Genomic DNA, 26,588 nt, shown 5'->3' on the forward strand with positions numbered 1-26,588 from the left:
TCCCCTCGACTTTGGTTGTATTTAGGATAACAAGTCGAGGGGAGATGTCTATTGGAAAATAATATTAATTCGCATTCTTTTTGCGGAAGTCCGCAATGTACTGAGCCTCAAGTGCCGTGAGGACTGCTGAGTTGACGATTTGATCAACCGTTGCAGTTCGCTGTAATACGTTTGCAGAACGGCGAATACCCATCAGGAAGGGCCCAATAACCTCAACCTTGCCTAACTGTTGAATCAATTTATATGTGATATTGGCTGATTCTAAATTAGGGAAAATTAAGATATTGGCACCAGATTTTAAATCGCAGAATGGGAAAAGTTTTTCAACCAAGACAGGATTTACCGCTGTATCAGCCTGAATGTCGCCATCTACCGATATATCAGGGCGCACTTTTTTAACCAATTCAGCCGCTTTTTTCATCTTAGCTGGAGTTTCGCCGGTTCCCGTAAAGCTGCTGTATGACAGCATGGCAACGGAAGGCTCAAGTCCAAAGAACTCAGCAACCCGCACGGCCTGAATCGCAATTTTTGCGCACTCTTCTGCCGAAGGATTGATGTTAACGGCCGTATCAGACAATAAGATCATTTTATCTTCAAGAAGTATGAAGTTAAGACCCGCCGGGACTCCGTCTGTATGCATGCCAATTGTTTTTAAAATTGGACGAACAGCATCTCCGTAATGTTGTTGGGAACCTGTAACTAGGCAATCTGCATCCCCTTGCTCTATCATCATCGAAGCAAAGTAGTTTGGATCTGCCATGATACGTTCGGCCTCATCAAGGTTGACACCTTTTCTTTGACGGCGTTTGTATAGCTCTCGAGCGTAGTCTTTAAACTTTGGATGAGAGCTTGGGTGAATGACTTGAATATTTTCAAGTCCCTTTAAATCAAGTTCTTTAATTTTGGCAGCGACGCGATCTGGGTAACCCAAAAGAATAGGTTCACAAATACCTTCTTCAACCAACGTTGTTAATGCTTTTAATACCCGAGAGCTTGTTCCTTCAGGGAAGATCATGCGCGGCTTTTTGCCCGAATTTGCTTCTGTGTTCGCCCGAACTCGGTTGATTGCAGAGCGAATGAAGATCTTCGATGGGCCTTGCAGAGCCTCAAGGCTTTCGCGATAAGCATTCCAGTCTTCAATTTTTTTAGTCGCAACGCCGGATTTGATAGCGGCTTTAGCAACCGCCGGAGCTACCCACATCAAAACTCGTGAATCGAATGGTTTGGGAATTAAGTACTCGCGTCCAAACTTGAAGGATTTACCACCGTAAGTTGCCGAGACATAGTCGGGGACATCTTCACGAGCCAGTGTTGCCAAGGCATGTACTGCTGCAAGCTTCATTTCTTCATTGATCTGCGTGGATCGAGTGTCTAGGGCTCCACGGAAAATTGATGGGAAGCCGAGAACGTTATTTACTTGGTTTGGATAATCCGAGCGACCAGTGGCAATGATGGCATCTGGGCGGGCCTCACGTGCTTTTGGTGGTGTAATTTCTGGATCCGGATTGGCCATGGCGAAAATGATAGGATTTGGAGCCATATCTTTAAGCATTTCAGGAGTTAAGGCTCCTGCGACGGAAAGCCCAACAAAGCAGTCTGCGCCTTTGAGGGCCTCGGATAAAGTACGCGCTTCGGTTTCAGAAGCAAATTTTTCTTTGTATTTGTTCATGCCCTTAGTGCGGCCTTTATAGATGACCCCTTGGGAATCACACATAATCAAGTTTTCGCGGCGAACGCCTAAAGAAATAAAAATATTTGAGCAAGAGTTTGCAGAGGCACCGGCTCCGTTGACGACGATTTTCAAATCTTCCATTTTACGATTGGTGATCAAACATGCATTTAAAAGAGCAGCGCCACTGACGATGGCTGTTCCGTGTTGATCGTCGTGGAAGACAGGGATCTTCATTTCAGCCTTTAGGCGCTCTTCAATTTCAAAGCACTCTGGAGCTTTAATGTCTTCAAGGTTGATTCCGCCAAATGTAGGCTCTAAAACGCGGACTGCGTTGCAGAAAGTGTCGACGTCTTTGGTATCCACTTCGATGTCGAACACATCGATACCAGCGAATTGTTTAAACAGAATACCTTTACCTTCCATCACTGGTTTACCGGCTAAAGCACCAATGTCGCCAAGTCCAAGAACGGCAGTTCCATTTGAAATAACGGCAACAAGGTTGCCCTTGGAAGTGTAATCATAAACAGTCGAAGGATCTTTGGCGATGGCTTTGCAAGGAGCCGCGACTCCAGGTGAATATGCCAAGGCTAAATCTTTTTCCGTAACACAGGCTTTGCTAGAGATGACTTCGATTTTACCAGGTTTCGGTTTTGCGTGATATTCAAGAGCTTCCTGATAATTCGAGTTATTTTCTTTATTTTCCAAACTGAACTCCTATGGATAAGAAACTCTAGTAGGTGACGGAAAAAGGGTCAACTTAACACGGCGATTTTGACCGAGTTTTCAAAAATATTGTGTGTGGTGGCATGAACTAATGCGCTGTGTTTTTAAGCAATTGCCGAAGCAAAATCTTCGTGAAACCATGTCTCAAATATTCTTTACGGAAGGTTGATATGGCTCCAATAAAAATTTACTGCATGGCAAATCAAGATCGAAGTGATCGCGTTCGTTGGCTTCTCGAAGAGCTGCAAGTTCCTTACGAAGATCATTATTTAAACAAGAAAAAAGGAGAAATGACTTCTCCGGAGTACCTTAAGTTGAACCCAATGGGACGGGTGCCAACGATCGTAGATAGCGGAACAGTGGTTTTTGAGTCAGCAGCGATTTGTATTTACTTAGCCGACAAGTACTCTCAAAAGATTCAGTTAGCTCCTGAATTATCATCCCCATTGCGAGCCGAGTATTTACAGTGGATGGTCTGGTCGACAGCATCATTAGAAAGCGCCATTGCGCGAATGTTCACTCACGTAAGAACAGAGGAAGAAAAGGCCGCAACTCATGCCTTCGTGAAAAGTCAATGCGAGAACTATATTAAAGCTTTACTGCCTATTTTAGAAAAACAAGATTACATCTTAAAATCTGGGTTTTCAGCGGCGGATATCATGCTTGCGGCCGTTTTACCTGGTGCTTGGGATTTCATTATCGAGCCTTACCCAGCAATGAAAGCCTATATGGAAAGGCTTATGAAACGTCCTGCGGCGATAAAAACGAAGGTTTTTGAAATTCCCGATATGCATTAAGACATAATATCGCGGTTGAATCATACTGAGACTCGGAACTAGAGTTTCAAATCAAAAAAATCTATCAAAGAGCCGCTAGACAAGGAGTTTAGCGGCTGAAGTTAAAGTAAATGTAGCTCGCCCTTAAGAAGCGCACTGCATTAAATATGTGACTAAAGTCTCATTAGCTTGCCACTATTTTCTAAAAAACCCTATCCTTTTAATATGTTATTCCGAAAAGACTTTCGGCTATAAGAAGTCTATTAAAAGGAGATCTCCATGAAATCACCACGTGATGTCGTCATCGTAGAAGGTGTTCGTACGCCCTTTGCAAAATCAGGAACCAAACTTAAATCCGTTCATCCAGGAGAGCTGGGGAAAGTGGCTTTAAAGCAGCTGATTGCTCAGGCAAATTTAGATGTGAATCTTGTTGATGAAGTAATCATTGGTAATACGGGAAATCCGGTCGATGCCGTGAATATTTCGCGAGTTGTCGCTTTGAATGCCGGCGTTCCAATGAAAACTTCTGCTTATACAGTCCACCGTAACTGCGCTTCGGCTCTAGAGTCGATTTCTAACGGCTACGAGAAAATTAAATCTGGAACGATGGATGTTATCTTGGCCGGTGGTACTGAAAACATGTCGCAAATGCCAACTCTGTTGCCTACGAAAATTCAAGGCATTTTCGATAAGCTATTTACGGCGAAAGGGCCAAGTCAGGCGCTTCCGTTGTTGTGGCAATTATTTAAGGCGGACGTGAAACAGATTCGCGCGCTTCTGCAAGGAAATATGAAGGATGAATATTTTCCTGTTATTTCAGTGATGCAGGGACTGACCGATCCATTTGTTGGTATTAACATGGGGCAAACTGCAGAGATCTTGGCAAAAGAGTGGGGCTTGTCTCGACTGATGCAAGATCAATTTGCAACAAATTCGCATCTTAAGGCGGTGAAAGCATGGAAAGAAGGACGTCTTAAAGAAGAAGTGACTCCAGTGTATCTTGCGCCTGACTATAAAGAAGTCATCAGTGAAGATATTGGTCCCAGAGACGGGCAAAGTGTCGAGCAATTAGGAAAACTAAAACCCTTTTTCGATAAAGCAACGGGTTCGATCACTGCGGGAAATGCATGTCCAATCACGGATGGTGCTGCCATGGTATTGTTAATGTCGCGAGAAAAAGCAGAGGCTTTGGGTTATAAGCCGATTGCTCGTATTCGCTCTTACGGATTTGCAGGCCTAGAGCCCGAGCGCATGGGGTTAGGTCCCGCGTATTCGACTCCAGTTGCCTTAAAGCGCGCCGGTTTAACGATGAAGGATATCGGTCTAGTTGAGTTGAATGAGGCCTTTGCGGCTCAGGTAATGGCATGTCAGCGGGCATTTGATTCGGATAAATTTGGGCAGGAAAAATTAGGGCAATCTGCTAAGACGGGTGAAATTCGTGATGACATTTTAAACGTGAATGGCGGAGCAATCGCTCTTGGTCACCCGGTGGGTGCTACAGGGACTCGCTTGGTGTTGACTCTGATGAAAGAAATGAAACGTCGTCAAGTTCAGTTCGGTTTGGCCACACTTTGTATTGGTGGTGGGCAAGGCGGATCAATGATTTTGGAACTTGAATAGAATCAACTTGAGCAAATTTAGATACGATAAAGGACAAATATTATGAGCATCAAAGACAGTTTAAAAATCGTTCCTCAAGGTGACATCGCGATCGTCGAGTTTGATCTTCCCGGAGAGAAAGTAAATAAATTTTCAACACCGGTGATGATGAGACTTAAAGAAGTTATTGAGGAATTAAATAAGTCTTCGTTCAAAGCAGTTATTTTTAAATCGAATAAACCTAAAATTTTTATAGCTGGTGCGGACATTGAAGAAATTCAGGCGATGACCACTAAAGACCAGTACGAGGCTGCGGTTAAAGGTGGGCAGGACGTTTTCAACTTACTTGAAGATTTGAAAATGCCGACGATCGCAGCTGTGAATGGAGCCTGCATGGGCGGTGGTACCGAATTCATCATGGCTTGTGATTACCGTATTGCTTCGGATGATTCTTCAACAAAAATTGGGCTTCCAGAGACTCAACTGGGAATCGTTCCCGGTTTTGGGGGCTGCGTTCGAATGCCAAGAATTATTGGTTTGCAGGCATCGCTTGATATAATTTTGGCGGGTAAAGCGGTTAACTCTAAAAAGGCTCAAAAAAGCGGCCTTGTGGATAAAGTAGTTCATCCAAACTTATTGGTTGAGCAGGCCGTGAAATGGGCGCAGGAAATCATCGCGAGTGGCGCTAAAAAACGACGTAAAACATTTAAAGCCCAGGGGGCGATGAATGTACTTATTGAGGGACCATTAAAAGGTATTGTTTTTAAGAAGGCGCGCGAAGGCGTGATGAAGTTGACTCGTGGGCACTACCCAGCTCCATTAAAGGCTCTTGAAATCATTCAGAAGACTTATGGCATGAGTAATCGCGACGAAGCTCTTCGAATTGAACGCGAAGGATTCTGTGAGTGTGCTATCACTCCGGTATCTAAAAATTTGATTCACGTCTTTTATTTGACCGAGATGGTTAAAAAACAGTCTGGTGTTCCGGGTGTGGATGTGAAGCCTAAAGATGTGCGTGGTTTAGGAATTCTTGGCGCCGGTACCATGGGTGGCGGAATTGCCTATGTTGCTGCTGATAAAGGTGTCGATGTTCGTATGAAGGATTTAAATCCTGAGGCATTGGGTAAAGGACTCAAGCACGCTCGTGATTTGTGGGCGAAGTTGTTAAAAAGAAAATCGATTGATAAATATCAGTTCCAGCAAAAAATGGATCGCGTGACTGTAACCACAGATTATTCGGGATTCAAAAATTTAGATGTTGTGGTTGAAGCAATCGTTGAGGATATGGGGATCAAACAAAAAGTCATCGGCGAATGCGCAGGTCAAATGCGTCCGGATGCTATTATCGCAACTAATACATCTTCCTTGTCTGTGACCGAGATGTCTAAAGGTCATCCTCGTCCAGAGTATTTTGCGGGTATGCACTTTTTCAACCCGGTAAATAAAATGCCTCTGGTGGAAGTAATTCGTGGAGAGAAAACTTCCGACGAGACCATTGCGACGATTTTTGAGCTTACCAAAAAAATGGGTAAAATGCCTGTCGTAGTTAAAGATGGTCCTGGCTTTTTAGTGAACCGTCTATTGCTTCCATATATGGCTGAGGCTGCATTCTTGGCGCAAGAGGGAATGGATATCGAAGTCGTTGATAAAGCTTACGTCAACGAGTTTGGGATGCCGATGGGACCCTTTGCTTTGATGGATGAGGTCGGTCTTGATGTTTGTATTAAGGTTTTAAAAATCTTTAAAAAGTCATTTGGTGAACGCATCGAGATGGCTCCTTGTATGGACGCTCTGGAAAAAACCGGTCGTTTAGGTAAAAAGAACGGTAAAGGTTTTTATACTTACGATGCGGAAGGTAAACGGGGTCCGGTGGATTCTGGAATTTACTCGGCGTTGGGGTTGGGACAACCTTCAAATCCATACAACTCGAAGGAGTGCATTGAGCGCGGAGTATTCGCTATGGTGAATGAGTGCTCACGGGCGTTCTATGACGACAAGATTGTTGAGCTTCCTGAAGAGGTCGATTTGGCGATGATCATGGGTACGGGCTTTCCTCCGTTCCGTGGTGGGCTATTGAAATATGCGGATTCTGTGGGAACGCAGTATATAGCAGATCAGCTATCGCACTATGCTATGGAGCGTAAAGCATCTCGATTGAAGCCTGCAGAGGCCTTGAATAAACTGGCGAAGGCCAACGAGAAATTTTACAAAAAGTAGTTCACTTAAAAATACGTCAAATCTATTTAAACAAGGGGAGAATTAACTCCCCTTGTTTTTTTGGTATATTTTACATCTGTGTCATCTTCAAGGAAGCTTACCAAAAAGTACGCCCTTAAAAAGAGTGTTTTTTAGTCTCTATCCGTGCTAAATCCTCGCGGTCACATCCAATTCTAATTGGTTTATTGGGCGGGCATTATTTGATCGGGGGCTTCCTATGAGAATCATCAAAGCTTTAGTCATTTCCAGTGCGCTTCTTCTTTCAGCGTGTGTGAAAGAGCGTATTATCGAGCGTCAGGCTCCAACAGACATTCGGGAATCTTTCAATGTCGAGAAACTTTGTGAAAAGACGAATTGCCTACGCATGAAGAAAGCCTCTTTAGGGAAGATTTTCTTGCTGATGTCGAGTGGCCGTTCGACAGGTTCGACGCCGCAGTGGACTGATTTAAAGCCTCAGTTGGTGAGCTTCGAACGTTCGGGTGATCAGGTGGCCCTGCTGGAAGAAAACTATCAAAGCGTTTACGAGGAAATCTCTGCTCGGGAGTTAGTTCAGTCTTTCGAAATCGTTGCTGAAGATGAAGAATCTGTGACCTTTAACTGGGGTCATGGGCCTAAAACTTTGGTTTTTGAAAGCCCCTATGATGTCGCTGGTCCAGATCGTGACCCCCAAGAAGAAGAGGGGGATTTAGCGACTGCGAATCGTCAGTACTATCCAGTTGTGGATGCCTATACTCAGAATGTGGGTGTTATCGACGGGAAGCTTCAAATTAATCAAATCATCAAAATCCGTTATCAAGATGATAAAAAAGGCAACATCGATGAATCGCTGAATATGAATTTCCAGCTGATTCCATATGATCCGCCGGCCAACTTCGAAAAGAAAGAAGCGGACCCTCGTCGCCATGTTGGTTTCTTTGTAACTAAGGTTACTAAAAAAGGTTACTCGAAAAGTCAGACTTCTTTGATCAACCATTGGGACCTTGAAAAGCCCATCACGGTCGCAATAAGTAAGTCAGTGCCAGATCAGTACGTTAGCGCAATAACAGAAGGCGCTCTTTACTGGAATAAAGTGTTTGGCAAAGAAGTGATTAAGGTTCAGCCAGGTATTGATCCTTCCTCAGCTCCAATGGAGCGTACAATTATCGTTCGATGGGTTCCTTGGTTGGATGCTGGTGCTGCTTATGCCATCGCACAAGCAGATCCCTTAACCGGCGAAATCTTGCGAGGTCAGGTATTTTTGCCGACGATCTTCACCCGAGTTGGTTCCGCAGACCTTGTTGCTTCTAACGGAGGCGCGCCAACTTTGATGGCAAAATTGGCAGTTCGTTGTGATTTGACTCAGCGATTGGTTAAGATCAACGCGTTGGCTCGGGAAGCTGACGATAGCAAACGTTTGAAGTTAGCGCAGGACTCGGTTCGTAGCACTGTTGCTCACGAGCTTGGGCATGCCTTGGGGATGAGACATAACTTTGCAGGTTCATTCAGTGCCAAAGTTTCGGCAAAAGAAATATATGAATCGATCAAAAATTACTTTAAAGACCCATCCCATCAAGGTCTCGAGACGACAACGTCGATCATGGACTACGTGACAGGGATCGATGATATTTTGATGTCAGCACGTTTAAAAACAGCGCCTTTAAGTTATGACAAAATGGCGATGGATTATGTTTATAAAGGAACTCCAACCAGTCAAAAGACGTCTTTCTTCTGTACTGACGAAGATATTTCGTTAGCAGCCCAAAATGGTGTACAGATTTACGGTTGTGCGCGCTTTGATGCTGGCAATAATCCGCTATATCGCGCTTACTTGGATGCTCGGGACGAAAAAGAAAACCTGGTCAAGGTTCTATTCACAAGTATTGTGGGGCGCCGTTATCCTGGAGATCAACCAAGCGTTGTGCGCGATTTGTCTCAAGTCATTAATGAGTCTAAGGCTTGGTCTCAGGCGAATTTACAGGCTTTAAAGCTTACCAGCGAAGCGCTTTTTGATATTAAGGTCGGCAAAAAATCAATGACTCGATTTGTGTCTTTGCAAAAGCACTTAGAATCGCCTGAAGGTGGTCAAGCTGAAGGCGAAGATACCTATCTTGATGCCGTTCTTAAAAATCATGTGGCAGAGGCTGGCGGTCTTGAGAGAATGATCAAAGATTTAACTTTTGATGTCTCAGGAAAGCTAGATACTACATGGTTCGATCGCCAACTGCAGGATCTTGAGAAAGCTGGATTTTACAAAGAAGGTAAAAACTTAAGCGGGCGAGATTATAAACTATCTGATCAAGATATCGAAATGATCCGTAAGTACTATCAAAATGCCGTTGAAAGTAATACCTATGTTGCTCAAGCTTATGCGGCGAACTTTTTGTTTCCTCAAAAGGATTTAACTACCGATAAAGGACAGGTTTATAGTTTAGCTCTGAAGTCATCGCTTCAGGCTGCAAGCTCGATGTCTGCGTCATTTTTTGAATCTTGGTTTGCTGTTTCTAATGAAAAGTTTGATATCGAAATTGACGGCAAAGTTTATTCGTTATCAATCGGCGAACTACCTGTTGATATGCAACAAAAGGCTTTGGCCTTTGCCGATAGTTTGTTAGTTGGAACGTCTGCGTCGAATCAAGCTAAGAGCTCTTTGGAAGCAGTCTTTGTTAAAAATTTGGATTTAAATTTCACGGAATTGGGAGCGACTCCAATTGCTGATAAATCAGCCGCGGCGTATGCTCAACAACTTGCTGATATTGAAGCTCAAATGTCTCTGCCGGAAGAGCTTTCTCAGTATCTTAAGTTGCAGATTCAGTCATTAAAGTCGGTTCAGGGCTTAAAGTAGTCCACATTATTTATTGTCAACGCTTCAATCGCTCGGCGCCCTTTTAGGGCGCTTTTTTTTTTGCATTTGGAGATCGCTAATAAAAAGACTCGATCTGAGTCAGTTTTTCGTCTCGTATTTGGAATGGACGAATCGAAACGAGACAATGTCTTGGCTTCTTATTTGAAGTGTTCTTAAGTAGGAGGAAGTCCATGAATAAAAAAATAAAGCTTATTCTTATGCTGGTGCTTCCTTTATTGCATATGGCTTGTGCTAAAGCCCCGCAAAGTTCATTGAGTTCCAAGGCAACCGTCGGAGCGACTAATGGTAGTGCTCAAACAATGGATACAAAGACCTTCTTAGGATGCGCTAGCCAGGATGCAAGTGTCGGCCGGTTGATTGATCCTGCCTATAACACATCTAATGCTGATATTAAATTTACTCAGGTTGTGAAAGACTTTGCGTCCTCTTTTATGGATACAAATAAGATTGGAAATGTTAGCGGGTCGCCAACATCTTCAACGGGAATTGAAATTGAAGGAGCGATCTATTTTGATAAAAATGGACAAGCTCTTGCGAAAAACTCACGACTGCAAATAGAAATTTTTGATGACCAGGTTGGAAAAATATCAGCGACAGGTTCGATTATTAAGTCCATTCCGGTTTATTTGAATACTTTAAAGTCGGGTCAGTGGAATCGCAGCACAGGTCAGTTCGAAGTTGCATTTGAAGATAAATTTGGAGAAGTTGTGCTTCGCGGTGTCATTTCGAAAACTTCGACTTCTGCAGAGGTAAAATTCATAAATAAGACTGAATTTTCGGGTGGTTCTGCCAAGTCTGGAACTCTCGGGTCCTTCTATATTTACAGTTGTGGTTTCATCTATTAAGATATCCCTATCATGTTAAGTAAGTTTCAGTTCGATTCTGATATATTGCAAACGCTGGCTGGCGGTCGTTCGGCCATCGACATTCAACGTTTGAATGTACCCACTTTGGATGCTGCTGATGCGTTCGTACAATGTTATGGTTTTAATACCGAAAATCCCCAGGAGATCGAAAAAATGTGGTATTACCACCGCCGATCTTTGGTTTTATTGACTGAAAAGTTGGGTTTTTCTCTTGGTGAAATACCGACTTTGTTAACGGATCGAAAAGAGTTAGTGGATATTCGCAGGCTATTGGTTTTTGCTTCGGACCGTAGTAGTGAAAATTCATCTCTTCAGAAGTGGTCTTGTGCAATTTTACGCTGTATGCATGTCTTCGTGCACTCTGAAAATGATCTTTTTAGTAGTTTTTCGGAAGAGATTCAAAGTCAGATTCTTTCGCCTTTTCAAAAAAGCATCATCAATGATGGGGCCACGCATAGTCCTTGGCTACGTACCAGCAGTGAGGACCAGAGTGTCGAGTTGGTTGCCTTCGAAGTGAAGCCATTTAAGACTTCTTCAAGCACGGTTATCAAGCTCCTAGCTAAGCCAGATGCGTTAGCCATGAAGATCTTTGATAAGGTTGGCGTTCGGTTTGTTACTAAATCTTTGTTTGATTCTTTTCAGGTTCTTAGATTCTTAGCAAAAGAAAACGTGATAAGTTTTCCGCATATCATGCCCGATCAGTCGTCGAATAATTTGTATCCAGTAGAAGCCTTTTTAGATGTCTGCAGAAATTTAGAAGATCGTAAGATAGTCGATAGTGCAGGGCTTTCGGAATACTTTGAAAAACACATGGAGTCCGAAGGGGCTGGATATAAGATTCTACGCAAAGAAAATAGTTTTTCAGGCCAAGATCACCGATTTATTAAATTTATTAATCGAAAGCTTATTCGTATTGAAATTGCAGGTCGGGATCCGTTCACATTTTTTTATCCTTACGAAGTTCAAATTATGGATCAAGAAGCTCACAGCAAGATTCTTTCAGGTCCTAGCGAACATGATGCCTACAAAGATCGTCAAAAATTGGCGGCTCGTAAGCGGGTTTTTCCAGATTTAGAATAGAGTGCTTCATGGTGATTTTATTTATGTTAAGGTCTCTGCTGGGGATGTTAGGGCTTTTTATCGCGACATTTGTAATTTCCATACTTGTCGTTCTTAGTTCATTCACGCCTTGGGTGCGAAGTCTTTCGGATATTTTAATTCAAAAATGGGGGCAGATTGCTTGCTGGCTATTTGGAGTTAAGGTGGATTTACAAGGCATCGAGAACCGTCCTGGTACGGGCTGTGTTTTTCTTTTTAATCACACCAGCTTTTTTGATATTTTTGTCATGGCAGCTAATTTAAAAGGACTTCGCTTTGGGGCCAAGATAGAACTCTTTCGTATTCCATTTTTTGGAGCGGCGATGCGCCGGTCCGGGATTTTACCCATCGAACGTAATCGGCGAGAGGCTGTATTTAAAGTCTATGAAGAGGCGCGTTCTAGATTCGCAATGGGGGATCAAATTGCTTTGGCGCCAGAGGGGACTCGGCAGAGTGAAGAAAAACTAGGTAGGTTTAAATCGGGCCCCTTCGTATTTGCTATTCAATCTGAAGTTCCAGTGGTTCCTGTTGTGATAAAGGGAGCATTAGATATCATGCCTAAAGGTGCTTGGTGGCCTTCACCGCATCGGTTTAGGAATCCCGTTCAAATGATTATACTTCCACCGGTTTCTACAGCGGAGTTTGAATTAAAGGAACGTCCTATACTTCAAGAAAAAGTTTTTAATCAGATGAATAGCTATTTCTAACGTAGTTTACGCCAGTTGTTGGACTGCACATCTGCACTTAGTTTTAGGGTATGATAACCCGTATCAACAGTGATTTCGATGTTGTTGGCCGAGGTTGGATTTAGTTGTGTGATCTTGATTTGCTTTGGAGGACGTCCAATGGCTGCTTCCAACACTTCAGTCAGTTTTTCCCAGCGGATAAATGGTTCAAAAGTTTTGCCTTGATCTAAACTGCGGTAAGAGCCCACGTACCAAGCTCCGCCTGGCCAAATTGCGACTGGCAGATTGCTTTTTTCGAAGCGGGCGATGGGCTCCCAGCTTTCGCCATCCAGTGATCTCCAGACGCCATCAGAGCTAACTAGGCCGGCAAGACTGTCTTTCGAACGAAAAGCGATAGAGTACAAATCTTTTTTTAGCAAATCTGTGGTAAGGATTTTGTTGCTTGCCAGTTTAGATTTGTTTGTAGAATCATTTCTTTTCCACCAAACTTCGCCATGCTTTTCAACTTTACTAAGCACCCATTCATCTTGGGACTTCGAAAGAATGCGCAGATGAGCCCTTAATGGCGGGGTGGTCTCACTGACGTATCTGATAAGCGCGCGGTTTTCATCTGCATACCAACCAATCACTTTTGAGACGGGAATGCTTGATCCAATTTTTGTGATTACCTGATCGTTGAGTCGATGCGAGACTTCGATCCATTTATGTTTGGGTTCGTAGGCAAATTTTGCAAAATCCATTCTGCCGACAAGATGCCACATATCAACCCAGCCAGATTGGTCGCCGTACTCTACTTTTATAAATCCGCTCTGGTATTCTAAGGGCTTAAGTCTTTCCGAGGCGTTGATGGCAGCCTTTTCCACAGAAGTTTGTGAGGGAGATTCTCTTAATGCGGTCGGTATTAAAGTCAAAAAAACACCTTGGTCGGCATTGACCGATTTTAAATGTTTTTTCAAAACCCAGCCAGTTTGCTTTTGCGTGTTTTCAATTTGCATCCAAGCACCAAGACTGTTTTTAATTTTTACTTTAGCATTCGGAGAAAGTGAAAAAGTACTCTCGGCTTGCAGGTCGGGGAACTTGAAAGACTGGGCGGCGACGCGGACTTCTGCGGTAGAGCACACGTCTATTTCCTCGATGAGCTGGTCTTCTTTGAGGGCATATTTTTTTTGGTTCCACTCAATTTCAATATGATTTTCTTTTTCCATTCTTAAAATTTTTTCTTCAAGTTCTTGGCGGGAAAGCTGACCTGAAGGAAACGTGCTGGTGCGAGTTCTGTAAAAAGAAATACTTGAGGGCGCTTCGGTGGGAAGTGCAGCCTGACTGATATGCGGAAAAAGAGGCAACAAAAGCAGAAAACTTAGCATTGAGATTAAGAACGTGTGCTGCATTGTTACAATTTTGAGGCTTTTATGCTCTGAAAACAAGCAATATGCCCCCCTCATCTCAGAGAACTGGCCCAGAGTTTTTGACCAATGGACTTTGGTAGGATAAGTCTTAGGGGTTGAATAAAGACTTTATAACGCACAAGCTCTAAGGCTTTGTATTTATTTGGGAGTTTTAAAATGGAAATTAAATCAGTGGGTGTTGTTGGTGCTGGTCAAATGGGGAATGGAATTGCTCAAGTGGCGGCCACTTTTGGTTTTGATGTTGTGATGATGGATGTGAATCAAGCAGCGCTTGATAAAGGTCTTTCGACAATTGCAGGCTCATTGGATCGTTTGATTAAAAAGGCGACTTTGACTGAAGAGCAGAAGATACAAATTTTAAGTAAAATTAAAGGCACTCTTTCGACTCAGGATTTGAAAGACTGTGATATCGTGATTGAGGCCGCGACTGAAAATATCGATTTGAAATTGAAAATCTTTAAAGATTTAGATGCCGTTGTTAAGCCAACTGCCATTTTAGCTTCGAATACATCTTCGATTTCAATCACAAAAATGGCGGCTGTGACCAAGCGCCCGACTCAAGTAGTTGGTATGCACTTTATGAATCCTGTACCTTTGATGAAGCTTGTAGAAGGGATTCGTGGGCTTCAAACCTCGGACGAGACTTTCAATGCGACAAAAGCCATGGCAGAAAAAATGGACAAGGTTTGGGTTGAGTCAGTCAAGGATATGCCAGGTTTTATCGTGAACAGAATTCTTATGCCGATGATTAACGAAGCTGTTTATACTCTACACGAAGGAATTGCTTCGGTTGAGGCCATCGACAATGCAATGAAGCTGGGGACCAATCAGCCGATGGGGCCTTTGACTTTGGCGGACTTCATTGGATTAGATACTTGCCTTGCGATCATGAACGTTCTTCATGACGGCTTAGGTGATTCAAAATACCGTCCATGTCCACTTCTTGTGAAGTATGTCGAAGCGGGATGGCTGGGCCGTAAATCAGGTCGCGGTTTCTACGATTACTCTCAGAAATAAAAAAGGATTTTTATGTCAACTTTTGACTATTCTTCAATTCGTTTACAAAACCAACCCAATGGCGTTTGGATTTTGACAATCAATCGCCCCGAGGCTTTGAACGCTTTAAATTCGACTGTACTAAACGAAATGGCAGATGCTCTTCGTCAAATCGGAGAGATGAGCTATGTAGATGCCCGCGCATTGGTTATTACTGGCTCGGGAGAAAAGGCTTTTGTTGCCGGAGCGGATATTAAAGAGCTTGCTGATTTAAATGAAGAGCAGGGGATGGTTTTTGCTCAACGCGGACAAAGTATTTTTCATGAACTTTCGTTGTTAAAGATACCTGTGATTGCGGCCGTAAATGGTTTTGCCTTAGGTGGTGGATGCGAATTGGCTTTGGGTTGTGATTTTATTTATGCCAGTGATAATGCAAAATTTGGATTACCCGAAGTTTCTTTAGGTTTGATTCCGGGTTTTGGTGGAACGGTTCGTATGTCTCGGGCTGTGGGTTTACGTAAAGCGCGAGAGCTTACCTACACGGGGCAGGTGATCACTGCGGCTGATGCTTTGGCAATGGGGTTGGTAAATAAAGTGGTGCCACAGGCCGAACTTTTGCCAGCAGTTATGAAAACCATCGAGACCATTTTAGCTAAAGCTCCTGTAGCAGTTGGGGTTGCGAAGCTTTCAATGAATCAAGGCTGGGATCTTGATGTTGAGGCTGCACAAGCAAATGAAGCTCGTTTATTTGCGGAATTGTTTAATACTTCTGATGTTCGTGAAGGAACAAAAGCTTTTATTGAAAAGCGTAAAGCAGAGTTTAAGGGAGAATAAATGCATCAACCTAAGCATCCAATTAGAATTGTAACTGCGGCTTCGTTGTTTGATGGCCATGATGCAACGATCAATATCATTCGTCGAATTTTACAAGACGGTGGTGCCGAGGTTATTCATCTTGGGCACAATCGTTCAGTCAGCGATGTTGTAAAAGCCGCCTTACAAGAAGGCGCTCAGGGTATATGTCTGAGTTCCTATCAGGGCGGGCATATGGAGTACTTTAAGTACACCCGTGATCTATTGGATGCGAATGGTGCTGGTTACGTAAAAATCTACGGCGGCGGCGGCGGTGTTATTGTATACGATGAAAAGAAAGAGCTTGAAGCTTACGGGATCTCTCAGATCTTCCATCCGGATGATGGGCGTCGCTTAGGTCTTGAAGGTATGATTTCTATGATTATCGAAGGATGTGACTTCGATGTTCAAGAAGCCCGGAAAAATTGGAAGAGTAAAATAACAAAAGAGGTCGAGAATCCATTTAAAAAAGATTCGATACCATCCACGCAAATTGGCGCGGCTTTAACGGCCATTGAAAATGGCCAGAAAATTACGATCTCGGATTCAGGTCTGGATCATTTTAAGGCCCAAAAGTCTCCTTTGGTTTTGGGAATTACCGGGACCGGCGGGGCGGGTAAGTCTTCTCTTATTGATGAAGTTGTACAGCGTTTTTTGAACGCTTATCCAGATAAAAAAATTGCTGTTGTCTGTGTCGATCCATCTAAAAAGAAAACTGGCGGCTCACTATTAGGGGATCGTATTCGTATGAATTCTCTATCTCGGGAACGCGTCTATATGCGTTCAGTGGCCTCTCGTGGATCGGGACGGGAAATTGCGACCAGTCTTCCACAAATTTTAGAATTTGTTCGTCAGTTAGATTTTGATTTTGTGATTGCTGAAACTTCAGGTATCGGTCAAGGAAATATGGCCATCACGGAAGTCAGTGACATTTCAATGTATGTGATGACATCGGATTTTGGAGCTCAATCGCAGTTAGAAAAAATCGACATGATCGATTTTGCTGATCTTATTGCTGTGAATAAGGCGGATCGCCGAGGTGCTTTGGATGCTCTTCGTGATGTTACCAAACAGTATAAACGCTCTCGAAAAATTTGGAGCGATGACGTTCCCGTTCCAGTATTTTTGACTCAGGCTTCACAGTTTAATGATGGTGGTGTCAATAAGCTCTTCTTTGCCTTAGCTGAGGTTCTGCAATCTAAAGATGCGAATCGCCGCTGGACTTTGGATGAAAATTATAAGCAAAGAATTCTTTCGGCGGAAGAACATGCGATCATTCCACCGGAGCGTCAAAACTATCTAGCTGAAATTTCAACTACGATCCGTAAGTACAAAGAGCGCACGTATCGTTTGGCCGAGAAGGCCTCTCAGTTGGGAGCTATGGACAAAGTAGCGTCCCTTCTAGGCGCTTCGGCTGAAAAAGTCGAGTTAGTAAAAAAAGAATTAGCATCAGAGTTTACATCTGAAGAGCTTTCGCAATTACAAAACTATGATGAATTAGTGAAATGCTATTCGGGTGATGAGTTGATCTTTAAGGTCCGAGACAAAGAAATTCGCCAACCCCTAGTTCGGACCTCACTCAGTGGTACTAAAATCCGCCGGGTGGTTGTTCCAAAAATGTTAGATTGGGGCGATCGGTTTAAATATTTAAAACTTGAAAATGTGCCAGGTGAGTTTCCATTCACGGGTGGTGTATTTCCTCTAAAGCGCGCCGATGAAGATCCGAAGCGAATGTTTGCCGGGGAAGGAACGCCAGAAAGAACAAATCGTCGATTTAAGTATTTAACTGAAGGTGAGACGGCTCACCGATTGTCAACGGCATTTGATTCGGTCACATTATACGGTCAAGATCCAGATCCTCGACCAGATATTTTCGGTAAAGTCGGAGAATCGGGTGTTTCTATCTGTACATTGGAAGACATGAAAAAACTCTATGCGGGGTTCGATTTATGTGCGCCTAGCACTTCCGTGTCTATGACTATCAACGGACCAGCGCCGATGATTTTAGCTTTCTATTTTAATGCAGCGATTGATCAGCAGGTAGAAAGAAAAGAAAAAGAACTTGGACGTAAGCTAAGCCCTGAAGAGTATACTCAGTTAAAAGAATGGACTCTTCAGCAAGTGCGAGGCACGGTGCAGGCTGATATTCTAAAAGAAGATCAAGGTCAAAACACCTGTATCTTCTCTATTAATTTTGCATTGAAGATGATGGGAGATATTCAATCCTTCTTTGTTAAAAAGAATATCCGCAATTTTTACTCAGTTTCTATTTCTGGTTATCATATTGCAGAGGCTGGTGCGAATCCGATTTCCCAGCTAGCATTTACTCTTTCGAACGGTTTTACCTTTGTTGAGTATTATTTAAGCCGCGGTATGAAAATCGATGATTTTGCGCCCAACTTAAGTTTCTTCTTTAGTAATGGATTGGATCCAGAGTATTCTGTACTTGGTCGCGTTGCCCGCCGTATATGGGCGATCGCAATGCGAGATCTTTATAAGGGAAATGACCGTTCGCAAAAATTAAAATATCATATCCAGACTTCAGGGCGCTCGTTACATGCTCAAGAAATTGATTTTAACGATATCCGAACGACCTTGCAGGCGTTGATTGCGCTTTATGATAACTGTAACAGCTTACATACAAATGCTTACGACGAAGCCATTACAACACCAACCGAAGAGTCGGTCCGCCGTGCGATGGCGATTCAGTTGATCATTAACCGTGAGTTCGGAATGACGAAGAACGAAAATCCAATGCAGGGTTCATATTTTATGGACGAGCTCACGGATTTAGTTGAAGAAGCCGTGATGAAAGAGTTCATGAAGATCAATGAACGCGGTGGTGTTCTTGGCGCTATGGAGACCCAATATCAAAGATCAAAGATTCAAGAGGAATCTTTGTATTATGAGCATCTAAAACACAGCGGTGAGCTTCCAATTATTGGAGTTAATACTTTTATCGATCCGAAGACTTTGGCAGCAGATTACGTGCCTCCGAAGATTGAATTGGCTCGGGCTTCTTACGAAGAAAAAAATGCCCAGTTAACCAATGTTCGCAAATACCAACAAGATCATCTAACGGACGCCGAGCGAAGTTTGAAATCCCTTAAAGAGACAGCTCTTTCGAATGGAAATATTTTTGAAGCTTTGATGGAAGCTGCTCGTTATTGCAGCCTTTATCAGATGACTCAGGCTCTTTACGAAGTCGGCGGTCAATATCGCCGCAACTTGTAGGCTGCTGTGACGGATATCTTCTGGAAGGAATTTGCGCGGAATTATTGGGAAAAGAAAGTTCTTTGCGTGCGGAATTCAGATTCGGCATTGTCGAAAATTACCGAGGCCGACATTTTCAAAATGTTGGTCCAGTTTGCAAACCGCTGCCGGAAGAAGAAAGATGTTACTGGGTTTAAGTTCTTTATCCATGGATTTAGAGCCAGTGATTACGATGTTTTACAAATACTTCCAGTCAGTCGCGATAAGTCTTTGCAGGGCTATCACCAAAGGATGAGTCTGCTTTTTAAGGATTACTGTTTAGTTTGTGATGACTTGCTTCATGTCAGTCAGAAACATCAATCAGAGCTGCTTGCATTTAGTAAGCAGCTTTACAAATTTGTGGGTTTTCCGAATCGGTTTACAGAAATCGGTCTTTACCTTGGGAACTATAAAAAGACACCTTTCGGAGTCCACGTCGATGCTTGTGGAGTTTTTAGTTTCCCCGTCGTTGGGCAAAAAATTTTCCGGATTTGGAGTCCTGAATACGTTCGTAAAAACCCTAAGTTGGTTCGCGCTCAGCGCTATGCTCAGTTTAAAAAAGGCTCTAGTTTAATAAAGCTACAAGCGGGCGATATGTCCTATTGGCCGTCCTCTGCTTGGCATATTGCGGAATCTGACGGTAGTTTTAGCGCCACATGGAGTCTTGGTGTTTGGGTGGATAAAGAACAAAAGCAAGTGGTCTCTGAAGTTTTTCAAAAACTTGTGAGCGAACAGTTAGATTCTGTGGACTCCAAACCGACAACTTCGTATTGCAATCTTTATCTACCAGATGGCCAAGTCGCAGAGATGCCCGAGGCGTACCGGCAGGCTTCCAAAAAAATTAGACAGATATCAGAAGAACAGATTCAAAAAAGTTTACTGATTTCTTGGATGGGACATATATCTGCGGGTGGATTTAAATCCTTACCTAAAGAAGGTCTTGATTGGAATATGAAGGCGGGGCTTCGGTTGGCCAACTTAGAGTTGCCAGTGCTTTGGATAAAGGAAAGCAAATCTAAAAAGATTTTTGTAGGCTTTGCTGGTCAGGTTAGCGAACTTCCGATGGATCGAGATCTTTTGTTTTTCTTAAAAAAAATAAACTCGGGAAATTCGGTAGATTCAAAGCTTATCAAAGAATTAAGTTTAACGAAAGATTCTAAGGCTTTGTTAAAAAACCTAGCAGCTGGGGGAGCTTTCTTTTTAAGTTAGAGTGTTTCGATAAACACTCTAACCCCGGACTTTGACTAACGACAGATCATAGTCTGCACGGCCCCCTCTGGGATTCGTTTGGCGATGTCGCATATTTTATTGTCCAGAAGTCCATATACGTCCCAATTAGAAAAAAAGTTTTCGGCGCGACCTTTTGTGATGGCAATAACGAATTTTTGTTCGCCCGATTGTACAAAAATGGGCGCGCCGCTGTCCCCCTCTTCGACTCGAGATGTGGACTTGGATTCCAAATAGCCAGACCAAGTTTTTGAAAGGTCATTCAATGCGGCATATCGGCGAGTGTCACTAGTCGCTATTTCAGCAAACAGATTAATGCTGAGAATAGTTGGTTGGTAGCGCTGTAGATTGTTTACAAAAGCACTGACATCTTTTTGGGATACGATTTGTGCAAAGTTTTGATTCTCTGGAAGTTGGAGTGCAGATTTAAATACAACGATGGCGATATCATCAGCGGGGCCAGCTTGTGTTTTAAATTTTCTTGTGGACAAAGTTTGACTGAGGGAGCTTGAAAAGTAGTAATCAGCGTATGCTTTTTGTCGGAACTTAGGAACCCATCCTATATGGCGTTTTTCACCGTCGGGACGAGTGATCGTTAGATCATCACCAATTTGTAAGTCTAACGCCTCTTGAGGTAAAAGAGCGGCCTGAAGCACGCAGTGAGCCGCTGTGATCATCACTCGGTTAGACAGTAAAGTTCCGTTGCAGAAGCCTTGAACTATATCGTTATTAGGGCCTTCGACGCCTGCGGCAGAGTAAAAAACTTGAAAGTTAAAGTCCGAAGATGTTGCTGGCTTCGAGTTTGTTAAGGCCTGTGCCCAAGGAAGACCTAGGGTCAAGGCACATAGAATGAATGTAAAAAAACGCCGATGTAACATAATCGCTCCTTGCTTTGAAGGCTAAAAGCGTATTCGTTCATCGGCGGTTGTCATTCAAATAGTAAAATGACGCGAGATTTATTTGGATTTGTAAGGCTTTTTCTGGGCTGCAGCTAATTCTTCTTTGCTGAAGAGTGTTAGCCAAGCTTGGTAGCCTTTAGCTTCCATTTGCTCTAGGGGAATAAATTCTAACGAGGCAGAGTTTATACAGTAACGTAAACCCTCGGCACTGGGGCCATCATCAAATACGTGTCCCAGATGTGAATCTGCTTTTTTTGAGCGGACTTCAGTGCGAAGCATCCCGTATGCTTTGTCGACCTTCTCGACGATGGAGGACTTTTCTAAGGGTTTATGGAAACTGGGCCAACCAGTGCCGGAATCAAATTTTTCTTTTGAAGAAAAAAGAGGTTCCTTGGAAATAACGTCGACGTAGATGCCTGGATGCTTATTATCCCAATAAGCATTGGCAAATGGACGTTCAGTTCCATTTTTTTTCGTCACTTCGTACTGTTCGGGGGATAAAAGCTTTCGAAGCTCATCGTCATTTTTTGGAAGTTCACATTTTACGGGATCGTATTTTGTCATCGATTTCACCTTGCCCTTGTTTTGCGAAAGTTCGGCAAATGAGCCACTTGAATAGAGGCCGCCGATTGCAAGACTTAAAAAACTAAGACTTATCAATAATTGCTTTTTCATAACCTTAAGCATCGGTTGGGCAAGTAACGATAGCAATAGATTTGTTGGGGACTCTGCTTATTGGCAATAATCCCGTCTCAACTTCTAACGAAAAAAAACTAAATGAGCTCACAAATCTTATCGGCGATACGAATTCCATCGCAGGCTGCGGAGGTGATTCCTCCGGCGTATCCTGCACCTTCTCCGGCCGGATAAAGCCCTTTGTGGGAGAGACTTTGCAAGGTATCTCCATCGCGAGTCACCCGGACCGGGCAGCTGGTGCGAGATTCTATACCGTAAACCTGAGAGTCTTCGGTTAAAAAACCCTTCATATTACGATTGAAGTTTTCAAAACCACTCCTAAGTTGGTTTGTCATATCTTGTGGAAGAAGTTGATCCAAACGAATAGGTAGTGCCCCTGAAGGGGAAGAACCCTGGAAAAGGGATCTTGGTTTTTTCCCAGCATGCATAAAGTCTAAAAGATTTTGGGCTGGAAGTTCTTTACTGCCGCCGGCCTCTTGTACCGAGCGGAAAGCACGAGTTTCTAAGTCTCGACGTAAGTTCATTCCGCCGAAAAGATTGTTCTTTCCAAAAAGTTTTTCGTGGCTAACGGTCACCACAATTGCAGAGTTTGCAAATGGAGAATTCCGTCGGTAGTTACTCATGCCGTTGCAAACAAGGCCATCGGCCTCAGTTCCGCTGGACAAAACAAAGCCCCCAGGACACATACAAAAAGAGTAAACACCAATATCTGTTTTCTTGTCATGATGAACGAGCTTATAGTTGGCAGCTCCGAGTTTAGGATGCTCTGCAAACTCTCGCCATTGGATGCGGTTGATAGCCGCCTGTGAATGCTCAACTCGAAGTCCCATAGCGAAGGACTTACCCTCCATAAACACACCGATATTATGTAAGTGGCGAATCATATCTTCGGCCGAATGGCCGGTCGCTAGAACAACATGCGGAGACTTAAATTCTTGGCCACGTTCGGTTTTGATGCCGACGACTTGTTTTCCTTCAGTCAGTATCTCGGTGACTTGGGTGTCAAAATGAATTTCACAGCCATTGGCTTTTAAAAAATCTCTTAACTTTGGGATCACTCGGCGGATTCGATCAGATCCTACATGGGGATTTGAAAGCCACTGTATTTCTTCCGGAGCACCAAATTTTACCAAGCGATTCATCACATATGGAATATGGGGGGATTTAATACGTGTTATTAGTTTGCCGTCGGAATAAAGCCCGGCACCGCCTTCGCCGTAACACACATTGTTGCGAGGATCGAGTTTTCCATACCGCCAATATTGATTGATTCCTTTGATACGCTCGCCAGATTCGCTGCCTCGTTCAAATAGTAAGCAGGGAACTCCGCGCTCGACAAAACGAAGGGCTGCAAAAAGACCTGCGGGGCCTGTGCCGACGATGATTGGTTTTTCGGTGATTTTGTCTTTAGGTTTACTCACCATTTCTAGGTCGAACTGAGGATTGCTTAAAGTTTCACCTTTATCAGCGACCTCGAGCGTGTAAACGAAGTGAGGGCTATGGGCGCGACGCGCATCCACACTCTGGCGAATGATTCGATAAGGCCCATGTTCGGGCATCATCCAAGCTAATTTCTCTTCGAGGTCTTGGTCTATGGGGATTTCTAAATTCTGAATTATCTTAGACATTCGACTACCAATACCAAAAAAACGGGGGGATGACAAAGGGCCTCTTTTGGGGCATGGTGAGCCTGTATGTCTTTCATTACTCGCGTATTACCTCGAAGAAGTTTGTCCCGCATTGTCGGGCGATTTATGCATTGGAAGGGGCCGGCATTCTGGGCCAGAATTTCGGTTCGTCTTTTTGCTAAAATTTACAAAATCAATGTTCAAGAGGCGGAAATGCCAATAGAGCAGTACCCTTCGATTGGGGATTTCTTTGTTCGTCGCTTAAAAGCGGGCGTGCGTCCGATTGGCGATGCCCTGGCACTGCACCCCGCAGACTCGGTGATCACGCAATGTGCTCGAATTCGTAACGGCAAATTGATCCAGGCCAAGGGGTTCACTTACAGCCTCGGAGAGTTTACCCAGGATGCGGGCGCCCTTAAGAAGTGGGAAGGGGGGCTTTTTGCGACTTATTATTTGTGTCCAACGGACTATCACCGTGTACATAGCCCGGTGGATGGACAAATCACAAATGTTCGCTACATTCCCGGCGATTTGTGGCCAGTGAATGAATGGTCGACAAATAATATTCTAGATCTCTTTCCGTTAAATGAACGGGTGCTTGTCGAGATTGAAACAGAATTTGGTCCGGTGGGCGTTGTGTTTGTCGGAGCCACCAATGTTGGTTTTATCGAGCTTTTCTTTGACCAAGAAATCAAAGGCAATCAAGCGGGACCTCATGTATTTAAGCACAAAAGGTATGAACCAGAAATAAATATTCATCGCGGAGCTGAATTGGGCCTTTTTCGCATGGGATCCACCATTGTGATGCTATATCCTCCGGAGTTTGCTAATCGATACGAGGGGAATCTAAATTTGGGCCCTCAAGTAAAGGTGAATGCAAATTTTGTTAAAAATTAAGAGCCCTGAGGGGCTCTTTTTTAATCCTGAATCGGATAAGAGCACTCGGTTGCAGCAGTTTCAGCCACTGTTACTAGGCGCAGACCGGGCAATAAAGGCTGGGCTTTTTCAAAAATCCACTTTGCAAGTAATTCAGAAGTGGGATTTTCAAGACCTGCGACCTCGTTGAGGACTCTATGGTCAATCTGCTCTAGAATGGGCCTCATGATCGCCTGAATATCATTGTAATCAATGACCCATCCAATTTGGGGATGTAAGTCGCCGACGATGCGAAGAACAATCTTAAATGAATGCCCGTGCATTCTAGAACAAGGATGGCTCGACGGTAAATGAGGTAACCATCGAGCCGATTCAATCTGAAAATGTTGTTTTAATTCGTACTTCATAACATAGCTTTTAGCATAGTTTAAAAGCCGGAGGTATCACCAATTCCACCGCGGTCATCGTCATCAAATGGAATGATGTCCGAGGAAGCAACTTTTTTTGCCTGAGCCGCTGGTACTGACTTAACTGGCGCAGTTTTTGGAATGGATTTTTTAGCTAATGGAATGACTTTTGATTCCTTCTTTGCAGAGACAGGGGCCTTTGCTGCCAGAGTTGGCTTTTTGGGTTCTGTTTTTGCGACGGGATGTACTTTTGGTGTTTCAGAGCTTGGTGTATCTTTTTTCGCGAAGAAGTTAAAGCGGCTAAAGAAACCAGGGCCTTTGACTGCAAGCTCTTTTTTAGAAGAAGGTTTGACCGTAGAGTATTCGCTACTGCTCATACCTGTCACAACTACATTTAGGTCAGTGACAAGTTCTTTCATATGGCGGGCCTGAGTAGATATTTCTTCTGCTGTCGCTGCAACTTGCTCTGAGGATGCGGCATTTGTCTGAGCACCTTGATCTAGTTGGTTCATGGCTTTAGATACTTGTTGAATACCAGTTGTTTGCTCCGCAGAGGCTGCAGCAATTTCGTTCGCAAGGTCGGACACTTTTTTAACCGAGATCACAATGTCATTCATTACAACACCGGATTTGTCAGCAGTTAAAGTTCCTCGATCGATCTTTGAAACTGAATCCTTAATAAGTCCATTTATATCTTTAGCTGCGGTTGCTGATCTTTGAGCCAGTGTTCTAACTGCATCTGCAACAACAGCAAACCCTTTTCCGTGTTCACCGGCGCGAGCAGCTTCGACCGAGGCGTTAAGAGCCAGAAGATTGGTTTGGAAGGCAATATCGTCAATAACATGGATAATCTCTTCGATTTTTTTAGACGATTGAGCAATGTCTTGCATCGAGCCAACAAGTTCTCGAATTTCTTTTTCTCCGCGTTCTGCAGCTTCGCGAGATGAGTGTGAAAGTGCTGCAGCCTGCTTTGCATTATCTGAGTTCATCTGTACCATCGAAGTCATTTCTTCTAACGAAGCCACTGTTTCCTCTAAAGACGCTGCGGCTGCAGTAGATGATTGCGAAAGACTTTGTCCGGTACTTGAAAGCTCGGTAATCGCGTCTGCCACTTGGGATCCAGCATCTTCTAATGAAGAAGAAATCTTTTGAACGCTGCGAGTGACTGAAAAAGCAGTCCAAGCTAATGAAGCGAGAATTAAGAAAATAGAAGTTAAACCAATAAGCATTAATAAATTGAAAGCCTTGGATCTTTGCTCATCTTGTTCTACCAGGCGCATTGTCGCAGCTTCGTCATAGAAGGCACCTAATGCATCCATAGATGCATCGATAGTCGAAGAATGCTTGAGCCATTCACCATTCATCAGTTCTTTGGCCTTAGAATCTGATTCGGGCTTGCTCTCTTTTAAAAGAGCCAAAATTTCCTTTGATAGACTTAAATAAGAGTCTTTCACTTTACGAGCCGGCTCGTAAAGCTCCTCTTCACCTGGAAGACGCGAAGAGTTTTCAAAATTAGTGAAATAGGCCTCAAGGTGACCGTAGTTTTCTTCGGCATATTTTAAATCGGTAAGACGTAAATCAGCAGAGCCAGTATGCGCTAGGGCTCTATGAAAACCATCGGATAGTGACCCGCGGCCCTCATTGATTTTGCCAATTGCAGTTAAATTTGGAGTAAGGGTCATATAGGCCTCACTTAGCATATTCCCTAGCTTGCCCATGCTTTGTGCGGTTAAGAATGAGGAGAAAGCAAAGGTTAAAACGGGTATGATTCCTGACAAAAGAAGACGCCCCTTAATTCCAGTAAACCATGACTTGAACTTAAAAAATGCCACGAGTATGCCTCCGGTGCTATAGTCTGAGCACTTTATCG

At 43.5% G+C, this 26,588-nt stretch carries 19 protein-coding genes; 12 read left to right on the forward strand and 7 right to left on the reverse strand.

The genetic code is table 11. From position 1 onward, the window contains the following. Positions 1–64 precede the first annotated feature (64 nt). Entirely contained in the window at positions 65–2,377 is a 2,313-nt protein-coding gene (locus tag AC04MN_RS12970; RefSeq protein ID WP_475383626.1) for an NADP-dependent malic enzyme, read from the reverse strand. A gap of 188 nt (positions 2,378–2,565) precedes the next feature. Here AC04MN_RS12970 and AC04MN_RS12975 point away from each other — a divergent pair, with 188 nt between their 5' ends. The 7 genes from AC04MN_RS12975 (at position 2,566) to AC04MN_RS13005 (ending at position 12,500) form a co-directional block, all read left to right on the forward strand. Further along, complete coding sequence (locus AC04MN_RS12975) at positions 2,566–3,192, forward strand: glutathione S-transferase family protein (RefSeq protein WP_475383627.1); 627 nt, start codon at positions 2,566–2,568, stop codon at positions 3,190–3,192. A gap of 258 nt (positions 3,193–3,450) precedes the next feature. Then, positions 3,451–4,791, forward strand: coding sequence for a thiolase family protein (locus AC04MN_RS12980; RefSeq protein ID WP_475383628.1), 1,341 nt, complete (start codon positions 3,451–3,453; stop codon positions 4,789–4,791). A gap of 42 nt (positions 4,792–4,833) precedes the next feature. Beyond that, positions 4,834–6,987, forward strand: coding sequence for a 3-hydroxyacyl-CoA dehydrogenase NAD-binding domain-containing protein (locus AC04MN_RS12985; RefSeq protein WP_475383629.1), 2,154 nt, complete (start codon positions 4,834–4,836; stop codon positions 6,985–6,987). Between the two features lie 217 nt (positions 6,988–7,204). Next, entirely contained in the window at positions 7,205–9,808 is a 2,604-nt protein-coding gene (locus AC04MN_RS12990; RefSeq protein WP_475383630.1) for a zinc-dependent metalloprotease, read from the forward strand. A 191-nt stretch (positions 9,809–9,999) separates the two neighbouring features. Beyond that, complete coding sequence (locus AC04MN_RS12995; protein WP_475383631.1) at positions 10,000–10,674, forward strand: hypothetical protein; 675 nt, start codon at positions 10,000–10,002, stop codon at positions 10,672–10,674. 12 nt (positions 10,675–10,686) lie between these two features. Continuing rightward, the gene (locus AC04MN_RS13000) at positions 10,687–11,775 is read left to right on the forward strand and encodes a TIGR04552 family protein (RefSeq protein WP_475383632.1); all 1,089 of its coding nucleotides are present in this window, start codon (positions 10,687–10,689) and stop codon (positions 11,773–11,775) included. 8 nt (positions 11,776–11,783) lie between these two features. After that, positions 11,784–12,500 (forward strand): lysophospholipid acyltransferase family protein, encoded by a 717-nt coding sequence (locus AC04MN_RS13005; RefSeq protein WP_475383633.1) that lies wholly within the window; start codon positions 11,784–11,786, stop codon positions 12,498–12,500. Here the strand turns inward: AC04MN_RS13005 and AC04MN_RS13010 are convergent. After that, entirely contained in the window at positions 12,497–13,867 is a 1,371-nt protein-coding gene (locus AC04MN_RS13010) for a hypothetical protein (protein ID WP_475383634.1), read from the reverse strand. The two genes, AC04MN_RS13005 and AC04MN_RS13010, sit on opposite strands and share 4 nt — an antisense overlap. A gap of 174 nt (positions 13,868–14,041) precedes the next feature. On the opposite strand from AC04MN_RS13010, the gene AC04MN_RS13015 reads away from it, so the two are divergent. The 4 genes from AC04MN_RS13015 (at position 14,042) to AC04MN_RS13030 (ending at position 20,194) form a co-directional block, all read left to right on the forward strand. Then, on the forward strand, positions 14,042–14,902 hold the full coding sequence (locus AC04MN_RS13015; RefSeq protein ID WP_475383635.1) for a 3-hydroxybutyryl-CoA dehydrogenase: 861 nt from the start codon (positions 14,042–14,044) through the stop codon (positions 14,900–14,902). A 12-nt stretch (positions 14,903–14,914) separates the two neighbouring features. After that, positions 14,915–15,715: an enoyl-CoA hydratase/isomerase family protein gene (locus AC04MN_RS13020; RefSeq protein WP_475383636.1), complete on the forward strand. Its 801-nt coding sequence runs from the start codon at positions 14,915–14,917 to the stop codon at positions 15,713–15,715. Further along, positions 15,716–18,967, forward strand: a complete 3,252-nt coding sequence (icmF, locus tag AC04MN_RS13025; RefSeq protein WP_475383637.1) for a fused isobutyryl-CoA mutase/GTPase IcmF — start codon at positions 15,716–15,718, stop codon at positions 18,965–18,967. A 66-nt stretch (positions 18,968–19,033) separates the two neighbouring features. Next, positions 19,034–20,194, forward strand: coding sequence for a JmjC domain-containing protein (locus AC04MN_RS13030; protein WP_475383638.1), 1,161 nt, complete (start codon positions 19,034–19,036; stop codon positions 20,192–20,194). A gap of 35 nt (positions 20,195–20,229) precedes the next feature. On the opposite strand, the gene AC04MN_RS13035 is transcribed toward AC04MN_RS13030, so the two are convergent. From AC04MN_RS13035 to AC04MN_RS13045, 3 genes are all read right to left on the reverse strand, one after another. Continuing rightward, positions 20,230–21,090, reverse strand: a complete 861-nt coding sequence (locus AC04MN_RS13035) for a trypsin-like serine protease (protein ID WP_475383639.1) — start codon at positions 21,088–21,090, stop codon at positions 20,230–20,232. 78 nt (positions 21,091–21,168) lie between these two features. Beyond that, the gene (msrB, locus tag AC04MN_RS13040; protein ID WP_475383640.1) at positions 21,169–21,786 is read right to left on the reverse strand and encodes a peptide-methionine (R)-S-oxide reductase MsrB; all 618 of its coding nucleotides are present in this window, start codon (positions 21,784–21,786) and stop codon (positions 21,169–21,171) included. Between the two features lie 98 nt (positions 21,787–21,884). Next, positions 21,885–23,435, reverse strand: coding sequence for an NAD(P)/FAD-dependent oxidoreductase (locus AC04MN_RS13045; RefSeq protein WP_475383641.1), 1,551 nt, complete (start codon positions 23,433–23,435; stop codon positions 21,885–21,887). Positions 23,436–23,501: 66 nt separating this feature from the next. On the opposite strand from AC04MN_RS13045, the gene asd reads away from it, so the two are divergent. Then, entirely contained in the window at positions 23,502–24,332 is an 831-nt protein-coding gene (asd, locus tag AC04MN_RS13050; protein WP_475383642.1) for an archaetidylserine decarboxylase, read from the forward strand. A 20-nt stretch (positions 24,333–24,352) separates the two neighbouring features. Here asd and queD read toward each other — a convergent pair whose 3' ends face one another. Next, positions 24,353–24,718, reverse strand: a complete 366-nt coding sequence (gene queD / locus AC04MN_RS13055) for a 6-carboxytetrahydropterin synthase QueD (RefSeq protein WP_475383643.1) — start codon at positions 24,716–24,718, stop codon at positions 24,353–24,355. Positions 24,719–24,738: 20 nt separating this feature from the next. Continuing rightward, a complete protein-coding gene (locus AC04MN_RS13060) occupies positions 24,739–26,550 on the reverse strand; it encodes a methyl-accepting chemotaxis protein (protein ID WP_475383644.1) in 1,812 nt (603 codons plus the stop codon). Positions 26,551–26,588: the final 38 nt, after the last annotated feature.

It is taken from the genome of Bdellovibrio sp. ZFWA1 (assembly GCF_056175665.1).

Coding starts and splice junctions, on each gene's coding strand:
- AC04MN_RS12975 (WP_475383627.1), top strand. CDS start 2,566: ATGGCTCCAATAAAAATTTACTGCATGGCAAATCAAGATCGAAGTGAT.
- AC04MN_RS12980 (WP_475383628.1), top strand. CDS start 3,451: ATGAAATCACCACGTGATGTCGTCATCGTAGAAGGTGTTCGTACGCCC.
- AC04MN_RS12985 (WP_475383629.1), top strand. CDS start 4,834: ATGAGCATCAAAGACAGTTTAAAAATCGTTCCTCAAGGTGACATCGCG.
- AC04MN_RS12990 (WP_475383630.1), top strand. CDS start 7,205: ATGAGAATCATCAAAGCTTTAGTCATTTCCAGTGCGCTTCTTCTTTCA.
- AC04MN_RS12995 (WP_475383631.1), top strand. CDS start 10,000: ATGAATAAAAAAATAAAGCTTATTCTTATGCTGGTGCTTCCTTTATTG.
- AC04MN_RS13000 (WP_475383632.1), top strand. CDS start 10,687: ATGTTAAGTAAGTTTCAGTTCGATTCTGATATATTGCAAACGCTGGCT.
- AC04MN_RS13005 (WP_475383633.1), top strand. CDS start 11,784: ATGGTGATTTTATTTATGTTAAGGTCTCTGCTGGGGATGTTAGGGCTT.
- AC04MN_RS13010 (WP_475383634.1), bottom strand. CDS start 13,867: ATGCAGCACACGTTCTTAATCTCAATGCTAAGTTTTCTGCTTTTGTTG.
- AC04MN_RS13015 (WP_475383635.1), top strand. CDS start 14,042: ATGGAAATTAAATCAGTGGGTGTTGTTGGTGCTGGTCAAATGGGGAAT.
- AC04MN_RS13020 (WP_475383636.1), top strand. CDS start 14,915: ATGTCAACTTTTGACTATTCTTCAATTCGTTTACAAAACCAACCCAAT.
- icmF (WP_475383637.1), top strand. CDS start 15,716: ATGCATCAACCTAAGCATCCAATTAGAATTGTAACTGCGGCTTCGTTG.
- AC04MN_RS13035 (WP_475383639.1), bottom strand. CDS start 21,090: ATGTTACATCGGCGTTTTTTTACATTCATTCTATGTGCCTTGACCCTA.
- msrB (WP_475383640.1), bottom strand. CDS start 21,786: ATGAAAAAGCAATTATTGATAAGTCTTAGTTTTTTAAGTCTTGCAATC.
- AC04MN_RS13045 (WP_475383641.1), bottom strand. CDS start 23,435: ATGTCTAAGATAATTCAGAATTTAGAAATCCCCATAGACCAAGACCTC.
- asd (WP_475383642.1), top strand. CDS start 23,502: ATGTCTTTCATTACTCGCGTATTACCTCGAAGAAGTTTGTCCCGCATT.
- queD (WP_475383643.1), bottom strand. CDS start 24,718: ATGAAGTACGAATTAAAACAACATTTTCAGATTGAATCGGCTCGATGG.